Source organism: Streptomyces sp. NPDC050121 (genome assembly GCF_044460385.1).
Classification (GTDB): Bacteria; Actinomycetota; Actinomycetes; order Streptomycetales; family Streptomycetaceae; genus Streptomyces; species Streptomyces soliscabiei.
Window position 1 is genome coordinate 437,928 of record NZ_JBITJV010000001.1, and the last position, 19,372, is coordinate 457,299.

General features: G+C 69.7%; 14 protein-coding genes. 7 read left to right on the plus strand and 7 right to left on the minus strand.

From position 1 onward, the window contains the following. The first annotated feature begins 127 nt into the window (after positions 1-127). Both ACIBTS_RS02035 and ACIBTS_RS02040 read left to right on the plus strand, forming a co-directional pair. Positions 128-787: a response regulator transcription factor gene (locus ACIBTS_RS02035; RefSeq protein WP_079658912.1), complete on the plus strand. Its 660-nt coding sequence runs from the start codon at positions 128-130 to the stop codon at positions 785-787. Between the two features lie 142 nt (positions 788-929). Then, entirely contained in the window at positions 930-2,228 is a 1,299-nt protein-coding gene (locus tag ACIBTS_RS02040) for an HRDC domain-containing protein (protein ID WP_399315878.1), read from the plus strand. Positions 2,229-2,293: 65 nt separating this feature from the next. On the opposite strand, the gene ACIBTS_RS02045 is transcribed toward ACIBTS_RS02040, so the two are convergent. From ACIBTS_RS02045 to ACIBTS_RS02055, 3 genes are read right to left on the minus strand one after another with little or no spacing between them, the layout of a single operon-like run. Then, the gene (locus ACIBTS_RS02045) at positions 2,294-3,124 is read right to left on the minus strand and encodes a carbohydrate ABC transporter permease (RefSeq protein WP_399315879.1); all 831 of its coding nucleotides are present in this window, start codon (positions 3,122-3,124) and stop codon (positions 2,294-2,296) included. Then, positions 3,121-4,101, minus strand: coding sequence for a carbohydrate ABC transporter permease (locus ACIBTS_RS02050; RefSeq protein WP_399315880.1), 981 nt, complete (start codon positions 4,099-4,101; stop codon positions 3,121-3,123). The genes ACIBTS_RS02045 and ACIBTS_RS02050 overlap by 4 nt, the downstream gene beginning before the upstream one ends. After that, positions 4,101-5,426: an extracellular solute-binding protein gene (locus tag ACIBTS_RS02055; RefSeq protein ID WP_399315881.1), complete on the minus strand. Its 1,326-nt coding sequence runs from the start codon at positions 5,424-5,426 to the stop codon at positions 4,101-4,103. The genes ACIBTS_RS02050 and ACIBTS_RS02055 overlap by 1 nt, the downstream gene beginning before the upstream one ends. A gap of 175 nt (positions 5,427-5,601) precedes the next feature. Between ACIBTS_RS02055 and ACIBTS_RS02060 the strand changes: the two genes are divergently transcribed. The 5 genes from ACIBTS_RS02060 (at position 5,602) to ACIBTS_RS02080 (ending at position 13,183) form a co-directional block, all read left to right on the plus strand. Continuing rightward, a complete protein-coding gene (locus ACIBTS_RS02060) occupies positions 5,602-7,980 on the plus strand; it encodes a glycoside hydrolase family 2 protein (RefSeq protein WP_399315882.1) in 2,379 nt (792 codons plus the stop codon). Beyond that, complete coding sequence (locus ACIBTS_RS02065; RefSeq protein ID WP_399315883.1) at positions 7,977-9,014, plus strand: LacI family DNA-binding transcriptional regulator; 1,038 nt, start codon at positions 7,977-7,979, stop codon at positions 9,012-9,014. The genes ACIBTS_RS02060 and ACIBTS_RS02065 overlap by 4 nt, the downstream gene beginning before the upstream one ends. 193 nt (positions 9,015-9,207) lie before the next feature. Beyond that, entirely contained in the window at positions 9,208-10,428 is a 1,221-nt protein-coding gene (locus tag ACIBTS_RS02070; protein ID WP_079658919.1) for an acetyl-CoA C-acyltransferase, read from the plus strand. Beyond that, positions 10,425-12,551: a 3-hydroxyacyl-CoA dehydrogenase NAD-binding domain-containing protein gene (locus tag ACIBTS_RS02075; RefSeq protein ID WP_399315884.1), complete on the plus strand. Its 2,127-nt coding sequence runs from the start codon at positions 10,425-10,427 to the stop codon at positions 12,549-12,551. The genes ACIBTS_RS02070 and ACIBTS_RS02075 overlap by 4 nt, the downstream gene beginning before the upstream one ends. A 236-nt stretch (positions 12,552-12,787) precedes the next feature. Next, on the plus strand, positions 12,788-13,183 hold the full coding sequence (locus tag ACIBTS_RS02080) for an NTP pyrophosphohydrolase (RefSeq protein ID WP_399315885.1): 396 nt from the start codon (positions 12,788-12,790) through the stop codon (positions 13,181-13,183). Positions 13,184-13,251: 68 nt separating this feature from the next. On the opposite strand, the gene ACIBTS_RS02085 is transcribed toward ACIBTS_RS02080, so the two are convergent. The 4 genes from ACIBTS_RS02085 to ACIBTS_RS02100 all read right to left on the minus strand — a co-directional run bounded on the left by ACIBTS_RS02085 (position 13,252) and on the right by ACIBTS_RS02100 (position 19,200). Beyond that, positions 13,252-14,775 (minus strand): amino acid permease, encoded by a 1,524-nt coding sequence (locus tag ACIBTS_RS02085; RefSeq protein WP_319674442.1) that lies wholly within the window; start codon positions 14,773-14,775, stop codon positions 13,252-13,254. Positions 14,776-14,920: 145 nt separating this feature from the next. Continuing rightward, positions 14,921-16,846, minus strand: a complete 1,926-nt coding sequence (dxs, locus tag ACIBTS_RS02090; protein WP_399315941.1) for a 1-deoxy-D-xylulose-5-phosphate synthase — start codon at positions 16,844-16,846, stop codon at positions 14,921-14,923. A gap of 192 nt (positions 16,847-17,038) precedes the next feature. Next, positions 17,039-18,412: a sugar ABC transporter permease gene (locus tag ACIBTS_RS02095; protein ID WP_399315886.1), complete on the minus strand. Its 1,374-nt coding sequence runs from the start codon at positions 18,410-18,412 to the stop codon at positions 17,039-17,041. Continuing rightward, positions 18,409-19,200 (minus strand): ATP-binding cassette domain-containing protein, encoded by a 792-nt coding sequence (locus ACIBTS_RS02100; protein WP_399315887.1) that lies wholly within the window; start codon positions 19,198-19,200, stop codon positions 18,409-18,411. The genes ACIBTS_RS02095 and ACIBTS_RS02100 overlap by 4 nt, the downstream gene beginning before the upstream one ends. Positions 19,201-19,372: the final 172 nt, after the last annotated feature.

Below are 19,372 nucleotides of genomic sequence, written 5' to 3' on the forward strand. Positions count from 1 at the left end.
TGATCATTCTCTAAAGGACCCCGGGTTCGCTGCCGAAGACGACTGTGACCTTGAAAGCACGGTTCGTCCCGGCTTCCTCCCCACAAGCCCCACGAGCCGGCCCCCCGTCCCCCATCCAGGAGGCCTGGTGTCCGTTCTCCTCGAGCAGCCCGCAAGCCTGGTCGCCTACCGCCCGAACAAGCCCACCGCCATGGTGGTCGTGGCCGACCCGCGCGTCCGCTCCACCGTCACCCGTCATCTCTGGGCGCTCGGTGTGCGCGACGTCATCGAGGCCTCGTCCATCGCGGAGGCTCGTCCCCGCATCGGCAACCCCCGCGACATCTGCGTCGCCGACGTCCACCTGCCCGACGGCTCCGGCCTCACCCTTCTGTCGGAGACCCGCGCCGCGGGCTGGCCCAACGGGCTGGCCCTCTCCGCCGCCGACGACATCGGCGCCGTGCGCAACGCCCTCGCGGGCGGCGTCAAGGGCTATGTCGTCACCGGTACCCGCACCAACCTCGGTCTCCCCAACCGACCCGGTGCCGCCCCCCTCGGCTCGGCCGCCCGCCTGCACCGCCGCCCCCCGGGTGCCCCGAGTCACCCGGGTGGCTACCGCGAGCTCTCCGGCCGTGAGGTCGAGGTGCTGCGGCTGGTCGCGGAGGGCCAGTCGAACAAGGCGATCGGCGTCTCGATGGGCCTGTCGGCGCTGACCGTCAAGAGCCACCTGGCCCGCATCGCCCGCAAGCTCGGCACGGGCGACCGCGCCGGCATGGTCGCGGTGGCCCTGCGGACCGGCATCATCCACTGACCGACCGGCAATACCGCAAGCCCCACGAGCAGGCCCCCGTCACCCCGATCATTCACCGACCTGACTGGTTTACGACCCTTTCGCGTCCGCCGACGGAACGTTCCGTCGGCGGACGCCGTCCATACACAGATACCCTTGACAGGTGACCGACGCCCAAGAAACCGCAGCAGCCAGTTCACTGCGAACCACCGGAGGCGCCCCTCCGGACGACGGCGGATCTACTGATTCCGGGGCGCCGACACCGTTGCTCGAACCACGCGAGGGCATCCCTCCCGTGATCGCCGACGAAGCCTCCCTCGCCGAGGTGATCGCCGCCCTCGCCGCCGGCTCCGGCCCCGTCGCCGTGGACGCCGAGCGGGCTTCCGGCTACCGCTACGGCCAGCGCGCCTATCTGGTGCAGCTGCGTCGCGAGGGCGCCGGCAGTGCGCTGATCGACCCCGTGGCCTGCCCCGACCTGTCCGCGCTCGGCGACGCCCTCTCCGACGTCGAGTGGGTCCTGCACGCGGCCACCCAGGACCTGCCGTGTCTGCGCGAGATAGGCATGGTGCCGACGCGGCTGTTCGACACCGAGCTGGCCGGACGGCTCGCCGGGTTCCCGCGGGTCGGCCTCGGCGCGATGGTGGAGGGCGTACTGGGCTTCGTCCTCGAGAAGGGCCACTCCGCGGTGGACTGGTCCACGAGGCCGCTGCCCGAGCCGTGGCTGCGCTACGCGGCCCTCGATGTCGAGCTCCTGGTCGACCTGCGCGACGCGCTGGAGAAGGAGCTGGACCGGCAGGGCAAGCTGGAGTGGGCCCGCCAGGAGTTCGACGCGATCGCGTCCGCCCCGCCGCCCGAGCCCCGCAAGGACCCGTGGCGTCGTACGTCGGGCATGCACAAGGTGCGCCGGCGACGGCAGCTGGGAGTCGTGCGCGAGCTGTGGCAGACGCGGGACAAGATCGCGCAGCGGCGGGACGTGTCGCCGGGCAAGGTGCTGTCGGACGCGGCCATCGTGGAGGCCGCGCTCGCCCTTCCGGCGAACGTGCACGCGCTGGCCGCGCTGAACGGGTACGGGCACCGGATGGGGCGGCGGCAGCTGGAGCAGTGGCAGGCCGCGGTCGACCGGGCGAAGGAGCTGAGCGAGTCCCAGCTGCCCCAGCCGGGGCAGCCGGTGGCGGGGCCTCCCCCGCCGCGGGCCTGGGCCGACAAGGATCCGGCGGCGGCCGCGCGGCTCAGTGCGGCGCGAGCGGCCGTCTCGGCGTTGGCCGAGGAGCTGAACATGCCCCAGGAGAACCTCGTGGCCCCCGACGCGGTGCGACGGGTGTGCTGGGAGCCGCCGAAGGCGCTGGACCAGGAAACGGTTGCGAAAGCACTTGCCTCGTACGGGGCGCGACCCTGGCAGGTGGAGCAGGTTACGCCTGTCCTGGTCGCCGGGCTGGCCGGCCAGGATGGCCAGGACGTCTAGGCCGTGTCCCGGCCGCCGTGGAACCTTGTGTCGTACGGCGGCCGCGGGGGCCGTTTCGCAAGCGGTTACCTCGTCGCTCCTCTCATGAAACCGTTGTAGATGTATTTCTGGAGGGCCAGGAAGACGATCAGTGTCGGCAGCATGACCAGGACCGCTCCTGCCGAGATCGTTTCCCAGTGGGCGGCGTAGGGGCCCTTGAAGCGGAACAGGGACGTCGAGATCACGCCAAGATCCTGTGAGGGCATGTAGAGGAAGGGGATGTAGAAGTCGTTGTAGACGGCTATCCCCTTCACGATCACGACAGTCGCGATCGCCGGTTTCAGCAGTGGAAAGATGATCTTTCGGTAGATCGTGAAGGCGTTGGCGCCGTCGAGGCGGGCGGCCTCGTCCAGGGAGATCGGGATCGACCGCACGAACTGCAGGAAAATGTAGATCGAGACGATGTCCGTGCCCATGTAGAGGGCGATCGGCGCCCACCGGGTGTCGAACATGCCGAGGCTGTGGACGATCTGGAAGGTGGCCACCTGGGTGGTCACCCCGGGGACCAGCGCGGCGACCAGAAACAGGGCGATCACCAGTTTCCGGAAACGGAAGGTGAACCGGTCGATCGCGTAGGCCGTCATCGAGCCGATGAGGACCGTTCCGCCGACGGAGACGACAAGGATGAAGGCGGTGTTTCCGAACGCCGTGAGCATCCCGCCGTCCTGGAACGCCGTCACGTAGTTGTGGAAGTTGAGCAGGTCGTGCGGGAGTGTGAGCGCCCCGCCGCCGTTCGCCGTCTCCTTCTCGGTCTTCAGGGACGTCAGCAGGACGACGCCCAGCGGGAGCAGGACGACCAGCGTCGCGGCGATCAGCGACAGGTACACGAGGGCGCGGGCAACGGCTCGGCGCGTCATACGAGGTCCACCCTGTCGTCGGGGACGAGACGGCGCTGCACCCAGGTCACCAGCAGGATGATCAGCAGCAGCACGACGGCCGCCGCCGAGGCGAGCCCCGTCTTGTTGAACTGGAAGGCCAGTTTCACGGTCTGGATCACGAAGGTCTCGGTGCCGGTCGCCCCGCCGGTCATGATGTACGGGATCTCGAAGGCGGAGAGCGAGCCGGAGACGGAGAGGATCACCGTCAGGGTCAGCACCGGCTTGATGCCGGGCAGGATGATGTAGCGGAACTGGTGCCGGCGCCCGGCGCCGTCCAGTTCGGCCGCCTCGTACAGCTCCCCCGGGATGGACTGGATCGCCCCGAGGAACAGGACGAAGTTCATGCCGAGGTAGCGCCAGATCGAGACGCCGGCGAGGGAGACGTTCGCCGAGGTCGGGGTCCCCAGCCAGGCGTGGTCGGTGTGATGGCCGAAGAGGGAGAGGACGGTGTCGAGGGTGCCGCGGTCCTGGAAGAAGTAGAGGAAGACGAAACCGATGGCCACGCCGTTGACCAGGGACGGGAAGAAGAGCACGCCCTTGAAGAAGTTCCGGAAACGGATGTTGAAACTCAGGATGGTCGCGAAGTAGAGCGCGGCGACGATCTGGATCACCGAGGCGGCCAGGTAGTAGCCGCTCACCCAGAAGACCTGGAAGAGGTCCTCCCTGGTGAAGATCTCCGTGTAGTTCTCGGCGCCCGTGTAGTGCAGTTCGGGGCTCACGCCGTCCCAGTCGGTGAAGCTGTAGGCGACCATGTTGGCGATCGGCGCGTAGGTGAAGGTGATCAGCAGCGCGAGCGGGGCCAGCAGGAACAGCCAGGGGGTCAGCAGCCGCCAGGCGCGGGCCCGGCGCGGGGCGGGAGCGGGGGCGAAGGCGGCGCGCTTCGAGGCCGGCGCCGTCGCCTCGAAGGTCGCCTTCTGGGTGCCGGGCTCGGGGGTGTGCGTGTGCGCGTGCGTCATCAGTGGTCCACGTTCGCTTGCGTCCCGGTCCACTTCTTGCCGAGGCCGCCGAGGAAGTCGTCCAGGCTGCCCTTCCTGGCGCCGCGGGCGAGGTCTACCAGGTCCTGGCGGTAGTCGGGCTTGTAGATGCCGACCTCGGACTCGTCGTCGATCAGCTTGACCTTGGCGCCCGCCGTGTCGTCCAGTTCGATGAGCTTGACGCCCGCCGCCTCGTACGGCTTCAGCACCTCGGGCATGGCCGCGTCCTTGAGCGGGGAGATCGCCAGGTTGTCCTTGTCGTAGCCGGACTTGTCGGTGAACCAGTCGATCCAGGCGCGGGCCGCCTCCTTGTGCGGGGAGTGGACGTTGACGGCCTGGTTGTAGTCGGGGCCGACGGTCGCGCAGAACGCGCCGCCCGTCTGGGCGGGAAACGGCATGAAACCGATGTCGTCCGGGTTCACGCCGGCCTTCTTCGCGGCGTCCTGGAACTGGATGATCGCCCAGGTGCCGAGCCACTGGGTGGCGATCTCGCCCTTGGCCGTGCGGGGCTTGGACTCCTCCCAGTTGCTGGTCGTGGGGTCCTTCTCGGCGAGACCCTGCTTCACGATGTCGTACAGCAGGGTGTCGCCGACGCGCAGGTCGGAGCCTTCGGCCCAGGGGTCGCCCTCGGCGAGTTTCGTGGTCGCCCGCGGATCGCAGTGGACCGCGCCGTCGACGTACGTCCACGAGGTCAGCGGCCACTGCGCGGCGAAGTTGGTGTAGTAGGGGATCGCGTCGGTCTTGGCCTTGATCGCCTTCAGGTCGGTGAGGAACTCCGCCGGGGTGGTGGGCCATTCGGTGACCCCGGCCTCCTTCCAGACCCGCTTGTTGTAGACGAAGCCGGGCATCACACCGACCGGGCTCTGGCCGTAGACCTTGCCGTCGACGGCGGTGAAATCGGTGAAACGGTATTTCTTGCTGCGTTCGGCGGTGGTGCCGAGGGAGGCGAAGAACTTCGGGTAGTCGTTCTTCTTGATGATCGCGGGGATCAGCAGGACGTCGCCGTAGTCGTCCGTGTTCATCCGGATCTTGATCTCGGCCTCGTAGTTGGTGAGCGCCTGGAACTTCACCTTGACCTTGGGATAGGTCTTGTTGAACTCGGCGGCGTACTTTTTCATCGTGCCGTCCTGCACCAGGTCGGTCCGCACGGTGAGGACCGTGATGTCTCCGCTGACCTGCGACGGGTCGTCGGGCGCCTTCGCGTCCGCACCCTTCGTGCTGCCTGAGGTGCCGGTGCAGCCCGGGAGCAGCAGGGCTGCTCCCGCGACCGTGGCGAGGACCTGGGCTGTACGACGGTTCACGTGCATCACTTCCGTTCTCGGGATGTTCGCGGGACGGACGAGCACTTGCGGGTTGGTCGAACACGAGCGGGTTGGCTGATTCGGCACTCTGACAGCGCTTTCTCAACCGGTAAAGTCCGATTCCCGCCAACGATGAAGAGATGGCGCTCAGTTATGGGCTTGACCGGTTTAGGGAGTGCGCATGCTGGAGGCCTCACCGCTCCACGACGGATGGCAGCTGCGGCACGAGGGGCGGGCGCTCCCGGCCGTGGTACCGGGCTGTGTGCACACCGATCTGCTCGCCGCCGGGGTGATCCCGGACCCGTTCCTCGGCGTGGCCGAGAGCGAGGTCGCGTGGGTGGGGCGGCGCGAGTGGACGTACGGGACGGAGCTGCCGGCCGTGCCGTCCGGGCATGAGCAGACCGACCTGGTCTTCGACGGGCTCGACACGGCCGCGGAGATCACGCTGGGCGGTCGACTCCTGGGCCGCGTAAGGAACATGCACCGTTCGTACCGCTTCGACGTGACCGGGCTCGCCGGGCCGCTGTCCGTCCGTTTCGTCTCGGCCTACGGCGAGGCGGAGGCCGTGCGCGGCAAGGTCGGTGATCGTCCCGCCGCCTACTCCGAGCCGTACCAGTACGTGCGCAAGATGGCCTGCTCGTTCGGCTGGGACTGGGGGCCCACGCTGGTGACGGCCGGGATCTGGCGGCCGGTACGGGTGGAGCGCTGGTCGACGGCCCGGCTGGCCCGGGTCCGGCCGCTGGTGAGCGTCGAACACGGCGTCGGGGTGGTCGAGTTGCATGTGGACGTGGAGCGCACCCGGGTGGAGGCCCGACTCACCCTTCAGGCCCGGGTGGGAGGAGCGCGGGCGCGGGCCGAGATGACGGGTACGAGCGGTGTCGTACGGGTGGAGGTGCCGCGAGCGGCGCTCTGGTGGCCGCGAGGCTACGGCGAACAACCGTTGTACGAAGTCGAGTTGACGTTGCATCACGGAAACGCCCCGCTCGACGTCTGGCGGCGGCGCGTGGGGTTCCGCAGCGTCGAGCTGGACACCTCCGAGGACAGGCACGGAACCGGTTTCACGCTGGTCGTCAACGGGGAACGGCTTTTCGCGCGCGGCGTCAACTGGATCCCGGACGACGTGTTTCCCTCGCGGGTGACCCGGGAGCGATACCGCAAGCGGTTGCGGCAGGCGGCCGACGCGGGTGTCGACCTGGTCCGGGTGTGGGGCGGCGGGATCTATGAGAGCGAGGACTTCTACGACGCCTGCGACGAGCTGGGCCTGCTGGTGTGGCAGGACTTTCCGTTCGCGTGCGCGGCCTACCCCGAGGAGCAGCCGCTGCGGGGCGAGGTGGAGGCGGAGGCCCGCGAGAACGTCGTGCGGCTGATGCCGCATCCGTCGCTGGTGCTGTGGAACGGGAACAACGAGAACCTGTGGGGGTTCAGGGACTGGGGGTGGCAGGAGCGGCTCGGCTCGGACTCCTGGGGTGAGGGGTACTACCTGGGGGTACTCCCCCGCGTCGTGGGCGAGCTGGATCCGACGCGGCCGTACACGGCGGGGAGTCCCTGGTCGGGTTCGTGGGGGCGCCATCCGAACGACCCGGCGCACGGGACGCACCACTCGTGGGAGGTGTGGAACCGGGCGGACTACGCCGAGTACCGCAGTGAAGTGCCGCGGTTCGTCGCCGAGTTCGGCTGGCAGGCGCCGCCCGCCCATGCGACGCTGCGGCGGGCGCTGCCGGGCGAGGAGCTCGCGGCGGACTCCCCCGGCATGCTGCACCATCAGAAGGCGGAGGACGGAAACGGCAAGCTGGAGCGCGGGCTCGCCCGCCATTTCGCCGTGCCGGAGGGGGACTTCGACCGGTGGCACTACCTCACGCAGGTCAACCAGGCGCGGGCGGTGGCAACGGGGATCGAGCACTGGCGGTCGCACTGGCCGGTGTGCGCGGGCACGATTCTCTGGCAGCTCAACGACTGCTGGCCGGTGACGTCCTGGGCGGCGATCGACGGGGACGGGCGGGAGAAACCGCTGTACCACGAGTTGCGGCGGCTGTACGCGGACCGGTTGCTCACCTTTCAAGTGCAGGGCGAAGGCCTGGTGTTGGCCGCCGTCAACCAGTGCGCAGAGCGGTGGACGGGCGCGTTGTCGTTGCGGCGGATGTCCGTGGCGGGTGAGGTGGTCGCGGCTGCGCGGGTGGAACTGGAGGTCGGCGCGCGGGCGGTGGGCGAGGTGCGGGTGCCGGCGGAGCTGGAGCCGGCCGGGGCGAAGGAGTTCCTCGTGGCGGACGCGGACCCGGACGGGCTGCGGGCCGTGCGTTTTCCGGTGCCGGACCGTGAAATCCCCTATCCGACGCCGGAGTTCGAGGTGAGCGTGACGCCGGGGGCTGTCACGGTCGCGGCCCACACCCTCGTACGGGATCTGCTGTTGCAGGCCGATCGGCTGGAGCCGGGGGCGCGGGCCGACCGGGGGCTCGTGACGTTGCTTCCCGGGGAGCGGGTGACCATCCATGTCGCGGGCTGGGAGACTCCGGACGTCGCCGCCGCCCGGGCCGCGCTGTACTGCCAGGAGCCCGCTCGATGACAGCGTCCTCGTCGCCTCGCGTCACCATCAAGGACGTCGCCGCGCGCGCCGGTGTGTCCAAGGGGGCCGTGTCGCTGGCCTTCAACCGCAAGCCGGGGCTGTCGGAGGCGACCCGGGACCGGATCTTCGCGGCGGCGCGGGAGCTCGGCTGGGAACCGAACCTCACGGCCCGGTCGCTGTCGAGTTCGCGGGTGGACGTGGTGGGGCTCGCGATCTGCCGGCCGGCGCGGATGCTGGGCCTTGAGCCGTTCTACATGGAGTTCGTCTCCGGGGTGGAGAGCGTGCTGACCGAGCATTCCTGCTCGCTGCTGCTGCGGCTGGTGCGCACCGTCGAGGAGGAGGTGGGGCTGCAGGAGTCGTGGTGGCGGGGCCGGCAGATCGGCGGGTCGATCCTGGTGGACTTCCGGGCCGACGATCCCCGGGTGACGGCGGCCGAGCGGCTCGGGATACCGGTGGTGGCGGTCGGGCATCCCTCGCTGACCGGGAGCCTGACGTCCGTGTGGACCGACGACGCGACGGCGGTGACGGAGGCGGTGCGGTATCTCGCGGCGCTCGGACACCGGCGGATCGCCCGGGTCGGGGGCGCGGCCTCGCTCGGGCACACGATGATGCGGACGGCGGCCTTCGACGCGGCGGCGCGGAGTCTGGGGCTGGCCGGGGCGTGGCAGGTCGCCACGGACTACTCCGGCGAGGCGGGAGCACGGGCGACCCGGTCCTTGCTGACCGCCACCCCGCCGGACCGGCCCACGGCCATCGTCTACGACAACGACATCATGGCGGTGGCCGGACTGGCGGTGGCCGCCGAGATGGGGCTCGGGGTGCCGGGCGACGTCTCCCTGCTCGCCTGGGACGACTCACAGCTGTGCCGGCTCACCCATCCGACGCTCTCCGCGATGAGCCATGACGTGCACGGATTCGGCGCGGAGGCGGCGCGGACCCTGTTCGGGGTGATCACGGGGACGGGTCCGGGATCCCATCCGGTGCCGACGCCGGTGCTGACGCCACGGGGGTCGACGGCGCCGCCGCGAGGCTGAAGGGGCGGCCGTGATCGCGGGGTGATCGCAGAGGGCCGGCGGGGTGATCGCCGACGCGTCCCGGGTGTGACCTTCGCCGCTTGGCCCTCCCGGACTGGGCAGCTACGTTACCCATAAGTAGCATGGGTTCTGAGCGCGCGCTCAGCGCTTGCGTGTCGCAGCAGTGCCATCCCGCACCTGGAGGAGAGCCATCGTGCCTCGTACCGTCAGGGACGTCGTCTTCGTCGACGGCGTCCGTACCCCGTTCGGCAAGGCGGGCCCGAAGGGCATCTACCACGAGACCCGCGCCGACGACCTCGTCGTGAAGGCGATCCGGGAGCTGCTGCGCCGCAACCCCGGTCTCGACCCCAAGAAGATCGACGAGGTCGCCATCGCCGCGACCACGCAGATCGGTGACCAGGGCCTGACCATCGGCCGCACGGCCGGCATCCTCGCCGGTCTGCCGCAGTCCGTGCCGGGTTACTCCATCGACCGGATGTGCGCGGGCGCCCTGACCGCCGTCACCACGGTCGCCGGCTCCGTCGCCTTCGGCGCGTACGACATCGCCATCGCCGGCGGTGTCGAGCACATGGGCCGTCACCCGATGGGCGAGGGCGTGGACCCGAACCCGCGGTTCGTCAGCGAGAAGCTGGTCGACGAGTCCGCCCTGTTCATGGGCATGACCGCGGAGAACCTGCACGACCGCTACCCGCACATCACCAAGCAGCGCGCCGACGAGTACGCCGTGCGCTCGCAGGAGAAGGCCGCCAAGGCGTACGCCAACGGCAAGATCCAGGCCGACCTGGTGCCGATCTCGGTGCGCCGCACCAACCCTGAGGCCGGTGAGACGGGCTGGGGTCTGGTCACCGCCGACGAGCCGATGCGTCCGGGAACGACGCTGGAGAACCTTTCCGGCCTCAAGACCCCGTTCCGTGTCCACGGCCGGGTCACCGCGGGCAACGCGGCCGGTCTGAACGACGGCGCCACCGCCTCCCTCATCGCGTCCGAGGACTTCGCGCGCGAGAACAACCTGCCGGTCAAGATGCGCCTCGTCGCGTACTCCTTCGCCGGCGTCGAGCCGGAGGTCATGGGCTACGGCCCGATCCCGGCCACGGAGAAGGCCCTCGCGCAGGCGGGTCTGTCCATCTCCGACATCGGTCTGTTCGAGATCAACGAGGCCTTCGCCGTCCAGGTCCTGGCCTTCCTCGACCACTACGGCATCGCCGACGACGACGAGCGCGTCAACCAGTACGGCGGCGCGATCGCCTTCGGCCACCCGCTGGCCTCCTCCGGCGTCCGTCTGATGACGCAGCTGGCCCGCCAGTTCGAGGAGCAGCCGCAGGTCCGCTACGGCCTGACGACCATGTGCGTCGGCTTCGGCATGGGCGCGACGGTCATCTGGGAGAACCCGCACTTCGACGGAGGCGACAAGTGAGCACCACCGAACTCCTGAAGCGAGCGGCCGAGTTGTTCCCGGACGAGGTCGTCACCCAGGCGCACGTACGCCACCTGGACCTGCCGTTCGGCGCGGGGCGCTTCGCCCTGATCACGCTGGACAACGGTTTCGACCACACCAAGCCGACCACCTTCGGGCCGCAGTCCCTCGCGAACCTCGACGTCGCGATCGACCAGGTCGAGCAGGAGGCGAAGGCGGGCGAGATCGTCGGCGCCGGCGTCACCGGCAAGCCGTTCATCTTCGCGGTCGGCGCGGACCTCAAGGGCGTCGAGCTCCTCAAGGAGCACAAGGACGCGCTCGCCATCGGCAAGGGCGGGCACGAGGTCTTCAAGCGGCTGGCGGGCCTCTCGGTCCCGACCTTCGCGTACTACAACGGCGCGGCGATGGGCGGCGGCGTCGAGGTCGGTCTGCACTGCGAGTACCGCACTGTCTCGAAGGCGCTTCCCGCGTTCTCCCTGCCCGAGGTCTTCCTCGGCCTGGTCCCCGGCTGGGGCGGCTGCACGCTGCTGCCGAACCTGATCGGCGCCGACAAGGCCGTCTCGGTGATCATCGAGAACAGCCTCAACCAGAACAAGCAGCTGAAGGGGCAGCAGGTCTTCGACCTCGGCATCGCCGACGCCCTCTTCGAGGGTGCGGACTTCCTGGAGCAGTCGCTGATCTGGACGGCGAACGTCCTCAACGGCGACGTCGAGGTCGAGCGTCCGGTGATCGACCGCGGTGAGGCCTGGGACCAGGCCGTCGCGCGCGGCCGGTTCGTCGCCGACTCCAAGGTGCACGGGGCGGCCCCGGCCGCGTACCGCGCGCTGGACATCATCGCCGCCGCGAAGAACGGCGACCTGCAGCAGGGCTACGACGCCGAGGACGTCGCGCTCGCCGACCTGATCATGGGCGGCGAACTGCGCTCCGGCATCTACGCGTTCAACCTGGTGCAGAAGCGCGGCAAGCGCCCGGCGGGCGCCCCGGACAAGAACCTGGCCCGCCCGGTCACCAAGGTCGGCGTCGTCGGCGCGGGCCTGATGGCCTCGCAGCTCGCGCTGCTGTTCCTGCGCCGCCTGGAGGTGCCGGTCGTGCTGACCGACATCGACCAGGAGCGCGTCGACAAGGGTGTGGGCTACGTCCACGCCGAGATCGACAAGCTGCTCGGCAAGGGCCGGATCAACCAGGACAAGGCCAACCGCCTCAAGGCGCTGGTCTCGGGTGTCCTGGACAAGGCCGAGGGCTTCGCGGACGCGGACTTCATCATCGAGGCCGTCTTCGAGGAGATCGGCGTCAAGCAGCAGGTGTTCGCGGAGGTCGAGGCGGTCGCCCCGGCGCATGCGATCCTCGCCACCAACACCTCCTCGCTGTCGGTCTCCGAGATGGCGTCGAAGCTGAAGAACCCCGAGCGGGTCGTGGGCTTCCACTTCTTCAACCCGGTCGCGATCCTGCCGCTGCTGGAGATCGTGCGGGGCGAGGCGACCGACGACGCCTCGCTGGCCACCGCGTTCGCCGTCGCCAAGAAGCTGAAGAAGACCGCGGTCCTGGTGAAGGACGCCCCGGCGTTCGTCGTGAACCGCATTCTGACCCGTTTCATGGGCGAGGTGCAGAACGTCATCGACGAGGGCACCTCGGTCGAGGTGGCGGAAAAGGCGGTGGAACCGCTCGGCCTGCCGATGTCGCCGCTGGTCCTGCTGGAGCTGGTCGGTCCGGCGATCGGTCTGCATGTCTCGGAGACGCTCAACCGGGCGTTCCCGGACCGCTTCACGGTCTCCCCGAACCTCGCGGCCGTCGTCAAGGCGGGCAAGCGCGGTTTCTACGTCTACGACAGCGGCAAGCCCGAGCTGGACCCCGAGGTCGCCGCGCTCCTGAAGCAGGGCGACAACGCCCTGACCGAGGAGCAGGTGCGGGCGCGTGTCCTGGACGCGGTGGCGCAGGAGATCGGGCTCATGCTCGACGAGGGCGTCGTCGCCGAGGCGCAGGACATCGACCTGTGCCTGATCACGGGCGCCGGCTGGCCCTTCCACCTGGGCGGCATCACGCCGTACCTGGACCGCGAGGGTGTCTCCGAGCGCGTGAACGGCAAGAAGTTCCTGGCGCCGGGCGTCGCGTCGGTTCCGGCGTAACCTTCGTACGGATGTGACAGAGGGCCTCCGCCCGTGTGGCGGAGCCCCTCTGTCATGCGTCGGTCGTCATGCGCCGGGCTTCCCAGCCGCTTCGAGGCGGGCCCTGAGTCGGGTCCGGCCGGCGGGGCCGTCCGCCGCCTCCGTCGTGCGCAGAGAACTCCGGCGCTGCGCGCCTTGGGGCCGAGGATGGCATTCCCGCCCGGCCTGAAGTCCGGGATTCCTGCAAAGATCAAGGGATGGACGGTTCCCTGGACGGCTCCCCGGACGACGGCGCCCGGCTGCTCGTGATCGTCGACGCGGCGAACGTCGTCGGGTCGGTGCCCGACGGGTGGTGGCGGGACCGGCGGGGCGCGGCCGAGCGGCTGCGCGACCGGCTGGCCGCCGACGGGCTGCCGGGGCACTCCGGGCTCGAGGAGATCGTCCTCGTCGTCGAGGGCGCGGCCCGCGGAGTGGAGCCGGTGCCCGGCGTACGGGTGGAGGCGGCGTCCGGCAGCGGGGACGACCGTATCGTCGAGCTGGTCGCCGAGGCCGCCGGGCGCTCCCGCCTGGTCGTCACGGCCGACCGTGAGCTGCGCCGCCGGGTGACGGAACTGGGCGCGGACGTCACCGGCCCGCGCTCGGTCCGGGGCTGAAGCGGTAGCGGGGCTGAAGCGGTACGGCGCCGGCCCCGGCGGGCGGTGCGGGGCCGGCTGCGAAGCCGTCACACGGTGTCGTCGCGGCCGGGTCCGCTGACCTCGCCCACGGATGTCTCCTCGCGGCGTCCGAGTCGGCTGTGGGAGCGGCCGTAGAGGAAGTACACGAAGAATCCGACGACCATCCAGATCCCGAACCGCAGCCAGGTCTCGGCGGGCAGGTTGAGCATCAGCCACAGTGAGGCGCACACCGACAGGATCGGGATGACGGGCACCCACGGGGTGCGGAAGGCGCGGTGCAGGTCGGGGCGGGACCTGCGCAGGATGATCACGCCGATCGCGACGACCACGAAGGCGAACAGGGTGCCGATGTTGACCAGTTCGGCGAGTTCGCTGAGGCTGGTGAAGCCGGCCAGGATCGCGATGAGCACGCCGAGCAGGATGGTCGGCCGGTGCGGGGTCCTGAACCGCGGGTGGACGTGGGAGAAGAAGCGCGGCAGCAGTCCGTCGCGGCTCATCGCGAAGAAGACCCGGGTCTGGCCGAGGAGCAGGATCATGCAGACCGTCGTCAGGCCGACGGCGGCGCCGAAGCTGATGAAGCCGGCGAACCAGGGGTGGCCGGTGGCCTTGAAGGCGTCGGCGAGCGGGGCGCTCACGGACAGCTTGGTGTAGTGCTCCATCCCGGTGACGACGATCGACACCGCGACGTACAGGATCGTGCAGATGACGAGGGAGCCGAGGATGCCGCGGGGCATGTCGCGCTGCGGGTTCCTGGTCTCCTCGGCGGCGGTGGCGACGACGTCGAAGCCGATGAAGGCGAAGAAGACGACGGAGGCGGCGGTGAAGATGCCCATCACGCCGAAGTTGGAGGGCGCCCAGCCGAACATCAGCTGGATGAGCGGGGACTGCAGGCTGTCGCCGGCCGGGACCTTCTCCGCCTTGGGGATGAACGGGTGGTAGTTGTCGCCGTGGATGAAGAACGCGCCGGCGACGATCACGGTCAGGACGACGGTCACCTTGATGGCGACCACTACGGAGGTGACCCGCGCGGAGAGCTTCGTGCCGACCACGAGGATGGCGGTGAGCACCAGGACGAGGGCGGCGGCGAGGATGTCGAAGCCGAAGCCGTGGGCTCCCTCTCTTCCGCTCAGCGCCGCCGGCAGGTGCCAGCCCGCGTTGTCCAGCAGCGAGGCGATGTAGCCGGACCAGCCGACGGCGACCACCGCCGTGCCGAGCGCGAACTCCAGGACCAGGTCCCAGCCGATGGTCCAGGCGGGCAGTTCCCCGAGGGAGGCGTACGAGAAGGTGTAAGCGGAGCCCGCCACCGGGACGGTGGAGGCGAACTCGGCGTAGCAGAGCGCGGCGAGCGCGCAGGCGACCCCGGCCGCGACGAAGGCCAGGGCGACGGCGGGACCGGCGTTGTTCTTGGCGACGGTGCCGGTGAGGACGAAGATGCCGGTGCCGATGATGACACCGACGCCGAAGACGGTCAGATCGAGCGCGGACAAGGATTTCTTGAGCGCGTGCTCGGGTTCCTCGGTATCGAGGATGGACTGCTCGACCTTCTTCGTCCGGAAGAGGGTGCTGCTCACGGGGACCTCCCACGCTGTGTCGTCCTCGACATGATCGAGAGGGGGCGTGGTACGTATGCCCCGGCGCGAGTGGATTCACGCAAATGGGCCGGTTCCACCACCCTTCGCGGTGGTGGAACCGGCCCGTTCGCAAGCGGCCGGCGGGTCAGTCGCGGGCGGGCTCGACCGAGTCGACCTCGGCGGCGGCGCTGCCGTACTTGCCGTCGAGCCGGGAGACCAGGCCGGTGACCTGGCGGGCGATGTCGGGGGCGGTGAGCCCGATCTCCGTCATCACCTCGGCACGGGAGGCGTGGTCGAGGAAGCGGGGCGGGATGCCGAAGTCGCGCAGCGGCACGTCGACGCCCGCGTCGCGCAGGGCCTGGGCGATCGCCGAACCGACGCCGCCGACGCGGGAGTTGTCCTCGACGGTGACGACCACACGGTGGCGCTCGGCGAGGGGCGCGAGGGCCTCGTCGACGGGCTTGACCCAGCGCGGGTCGACGACGGTGGTGGTGATGCCCTGCCGGTCGAGGAGGGTCGCGATCTCCAGGCACATCGGGGCGAGCGCGCCCACGGAGACCAGCAGCACGTCCGGAGTGCCGGTGCCGCTCTCGCGCAGCACGTCCATGCCGCCGACGCGTCCCACGGCGGGTACGGCGGGGCCGACGGCGCCCTTGGAGAAGCGGACGACGGTCGGCGCGTCCTCGACCGCGACGGCCTCGCGCAGTTGGGCGCGGACCTGGTCGGCGTCGCGCGGGGCGGCGAGCCTGAGGCCGGGGACGACCTGGAGGATCGACATGTCCCACATGCCGTTGTGGGAGGCGCCGTCGGTGCCGGTGACACCGGCCCGGTCCAGGACGAACGTCACCCCGCACTTGTGGAGGGCGACGTCCATCAGGACCTGGTCGAAGGCACGGTTGAGGAACGTGGCGTACACCGCGAAGACCGGATGCAGTCCGCCGGTGGCGAGGCCGGCGGCGGAGACGGCGGCGTGCTGTTCCGCGATGCCGACGTCGTAGATGCGGTTCGGGAAGGTGTCCGCGAACTTCTTCAGGCCGACCGGCTGCAGCATCGCCGCCGTGATCGCGACGATGTCCTCGCGCTCCTTGCCGAGCTCGACCATCTCGTCGCCGAAGACGGACGTCCAGTCGGCGCCCGAGACCTTCACCGGCAGACCGGTGTCGGGGTGGATGGGGCCGATGCCGTGGAAGCGGTCGGCCTCGTCCTGGAGGGCGGGCTGGTAGCCGCGGCCCTTCTCGGTGAGACAGTGCACGATCACCGGGCCGCCGAAGCGTTTGGCGCGGGCCAGCGCGGACTCCAGGGCCTCGATGTCGTGGCCGTCGATCGGGCCGACGTACTTCAGGCCGAGGTCCTCGAACATGCCCTGGGGGGCGATGAAGTCCTTCAGGCCCTTCTTGGCGCCGTGCAGGGTCTCGTAGAGGGGCCTGCCGACGACGGGGGTGCGCTCCAGCACCTCCCTGGTGCGGGCGAGGAAGCGCTCGTAGCCGTCCGTCGTGCGCAGGGTGGCGAGGTGGTTGGCGAGGCCGCCGATGGTCGGCGCGTAGGAGCGCTCGTTGTCGTTGACGACGATCACCAGCGGGCGGTCGCCGTCGGCGATGTTGTTCAGCGCCTCCCAGGCCATGCCGCCGGTGAGCGCCCCGTCGCCGATGACGGCGACCACATGGTCGTCGCGGTCGAGGATCTGGTTGGCCTTCGCGAGGCCGTCGGCCCAGCCGAGGACGGTGGAGGCGTGACTGTTCTCGATGACGTCGTGCTCGGACTCGCCCTGCGAGGGGTAGCCGGACAGGCCGCCCTTCATCTTCAGCCGGGAGAAGTCCTGTCGGCCCGTGAGCAGTTTGTGCACATAGGACTGGTGGCCCGTGTCCCACAGCACCTTGTCCTTGGGGGACTCGAAGACGCGGTGCAGGGCGATGGTGAGCTCGACCACGCCGAGGTTGGGACCGAGGTGACCGCCGGTCTTGGACACGGCGTCGACGAGGAAGGTCCGGATCTCCTCCGCCAGCCGGTTCAGCTCCTCCGGGCTGAGCCGGTCAAGATCGCGCGGTCCCCTGATGCGGGTCAGCAGCGGCACCCGTGCCTCCTTGCAGTAAAAGCCGATCGAGCTGTTGCCGGGCTTGTCGAGTCTAATGTTCCGTCCGGGCCGACGGACTCCGGCCCGTGCGTCATAGGTCACGCGAACGGCTGTACCCAGGAGGGGGCCTTCCTATGACATGACTGTGCCCGGCATCCGCGGGGATGCCGGGCACCTCGGTCAACGGGCGAACTAGCCGCGGCCGGCGGCCTTCTGGCTCCGGCGGGAGACGGAGTCGATGACGACCGCACCGAGCAGCACACCACCGGTGATCATGTACTGGATCGAGGTGTTCATGTTCAGCAGGTCGAGTCCGGTCTGGATGGACTGGATGACCAGCATGCCCAGGAGGGCGGACCAGACGGTGCCACGGCCGCCGAAGAGGCTGGTGCCACCGATGACGGCCGCCGCGATGGCGAGCATCAGGGTGTTGCCGCCGCCGGCGCTCAGCGACGCGCCCGCGGTCTGGCCGGCGAAGAACATGCCGCCGACCGCCGCGAAGCCGCCGGAGATGGCGAACACGGTGATCCGGATCATCGGCACGTTGATACCGGCACGGCGGGCGGCCTCGATGCCGCCGCCGACCGCGAACACCTTGCGGCCGTACGTCGTACGACGCAGCACGAAGTCCACGATCACCAGCGCCGCCAGGAAGATCACCAGGGAGTTGGAGACACCCGAGGCGTTGTTCAGCACGGCGGCGGACGCGAACGCGGCGACGGCGAGGGCGCCGACGCGCAGCAGGATCTCGCCGGTCGCGCGGAACGGCACGCCCGCGGCCCGGCGGCGACGCTGCTCACCGAAGTTGCCCACCAGGGACAGCACGACGGCGAGTCCGGCCAGGATGTAGGCGCCGATGATGGCCTGGTCCATGAAGAAGGAGTTCTGGCCGAGCAGGTGGATCGGGCCGGAGTCCGACGGCAGGTTGATCGTGCCGCTGGAGCCGAGCAGCCACAGCATCAGACCGTTCCAGCCGAGGAAGCCGGCCAGGGTCACCACGAAGGCCGGTACGCCGATCTTCGCGAAGAACCATCCGTGCAGGGCGCCGATGCCGATGCCGGTGATGATCGTCAGGACCAGCGACAGCCATGGGTTCATGCTGTGGTCGGTCACGAACACGGCGAACAGCGCGGACGCCAGACCGCTGACGGAACCGACCGACAGGTCGATCTCGCCGAGCAGCAGCACGAACACCAGGCCGATGGCGAGCATGCCGGTGGCCGACAGGAAGTAGCTGATGTTGGAGAGGTTGTCGGCGCTGAGGAAGCGGTCGTTCTTCAGCTGGAAGATGGTCCAGATGATGATCAGGCCGAGGACGACCGGGATCTGGCCCAGCTCGCCGCCCTTGACCTTCCGCTTGAACTCGGTGAGGTAGCCCTTGAGGCCCTCTTCACGGACCAGCAGACGCGGGTCGACGACGGTGACCGGCGCGGCGGTCGGGTCGTCGGCGGGGGCGACCGTGCTCTGGTCCTCGACGACGCCGTCGGTCTTGGCGACCTTCGGCGCGGTGTCGGTCTTCTCCGCCTTCGCGGCCTTCTCGGGCTCGGTCTTCGACGTGTCGCTCACTTTGCCGCCTCCGCGGTGCGACGCCCCGCACGACGGGTCACGGCGTTGTCCGTGGCACCCGTGATCGCGGCGATGATCTCTTCGTGGCTGGTGTCCTTCACGGAGAAGGAGCCGTTGTTCTTGCCCAGGCGCAGGACGGCGACGGTGTCCGCGACCGCCTTGACGTCGGCCATGTTGTGGCTGATGAGGATGACGCCGAGGTCGCGCTCGCGCAGCCGCTCGACGAGGTCGAGGACCTGGGCGGTCTGCTCGACGCCGAGGGCGGCGGTGGGCTCGTCGAGGATGACGACCTTCGGGTCGCCGATCAACGCGCGGGCGATGGCGACGACCTGGCGCTGACCGCCGGAGAGGCTCGCGATCGGGATGCGCACGCTCGGGATGCGGATGGAGAGCGTGGACAGCAGCTCCCGGGCGTTCTTCTCCATCGTCACCTCGTCGATGACGCCGCGGTGCAGCAGTTCGCGCCCGAGGTAGAGGTTGCCGACCACGTCGAGGTTGTCGCACAGGGCGAGGTCCTGGTAGACGGTCGCGACGCCCAGTCCCTGGGCGTCGTGCGGCTTGTTGATGCTGACGGGCTTGCCCTCCCACTCGATGACGCCCTCATCGATGGGGTGAACACCCGCGATCGTCTTGACCAGGGTGGACTTTCCTGCGCCGTTGTCGCCCACCAGGGCGACCACTTCTCCGGCGTGGACCTCCAGTTCGACGTCGGTGAGTGCCTGCACCGCACCGAATCGCTTGGAGACTCCGCGCAACGCCAGCACGGGCGTAGCGGACACGTGAACCATCTCCTTCGCCGCCTGACCGGCGGGGATGCCGCGCGCAAAGACAAGGCGCGGAGGGATGTGGGTGACGCCGCGTGGAAACGCGGCGTCACCGCACGAGGTTTACAAGATGAACATGCGCGAATCCGCTGCGCTTGGCAACGGTTCCGTCCGACGCCCGTCCCGGCAGCGGGGT

What these genes read in the sequence shown, in the direction of transcription:
- ACIBTS_RS02100 (WP_399315887.1), bottom strand. Translation starts at nt 19,200, where the DNA reads ATGGTTCACGTGTCCGCTACGCCCGTGCTGGCGTTGCGCGGAGTCTCC.
- ACIBTS_RS02050 (WP_399315880.1), bottom strand. Translation starts at nt 4,101, where the DNA reads ATGACGCACGCGCACACGCACACCCCCGAGCCCGGCACCCAGAAGGCG.
- ACIBTS_RS02080 (WP_399315885.1), top strand. Translation starts at nt 12,788, where the DNA reads ATGGACGGTTCCCTGGACGGCTCCCCGGACGACGGCGCCCGGCTGCTC.
- ACIBTS_RS02060 (WP_399315882.1), top strand. Translation starts at nt 5,602, where the DNA reads ATGCTGGAGGCCTCACCGCTCCACGACGGATGGCAGCTGCGGCACGAG.
- ACIBTS_RS02065 (WP_399315883.1), top strand. Translation starts at nt 7,977, where the DNA reads ATGACAGCGTCCTCGTCGCCTCGCGTCACCATCAAGGACGTCGCCGCG.
- ACIBTS_RS02055 (WP_399315881.1), bottom strand. Translation starts at nt 5,426, where the DNA reads ATGCACGTGAACCGTCGTACAGCCCAGGTCCTCGCCACGGTCGCGGGA.
- ACIBTS_RS02045 (WP_399315879.1), bottom strand. Translation starts at nt 3,124, where the DNA reads ATGACGCGCCGAGCCGTTGCCCGCGCCCTCGTGTACCTGTCGCTGATC.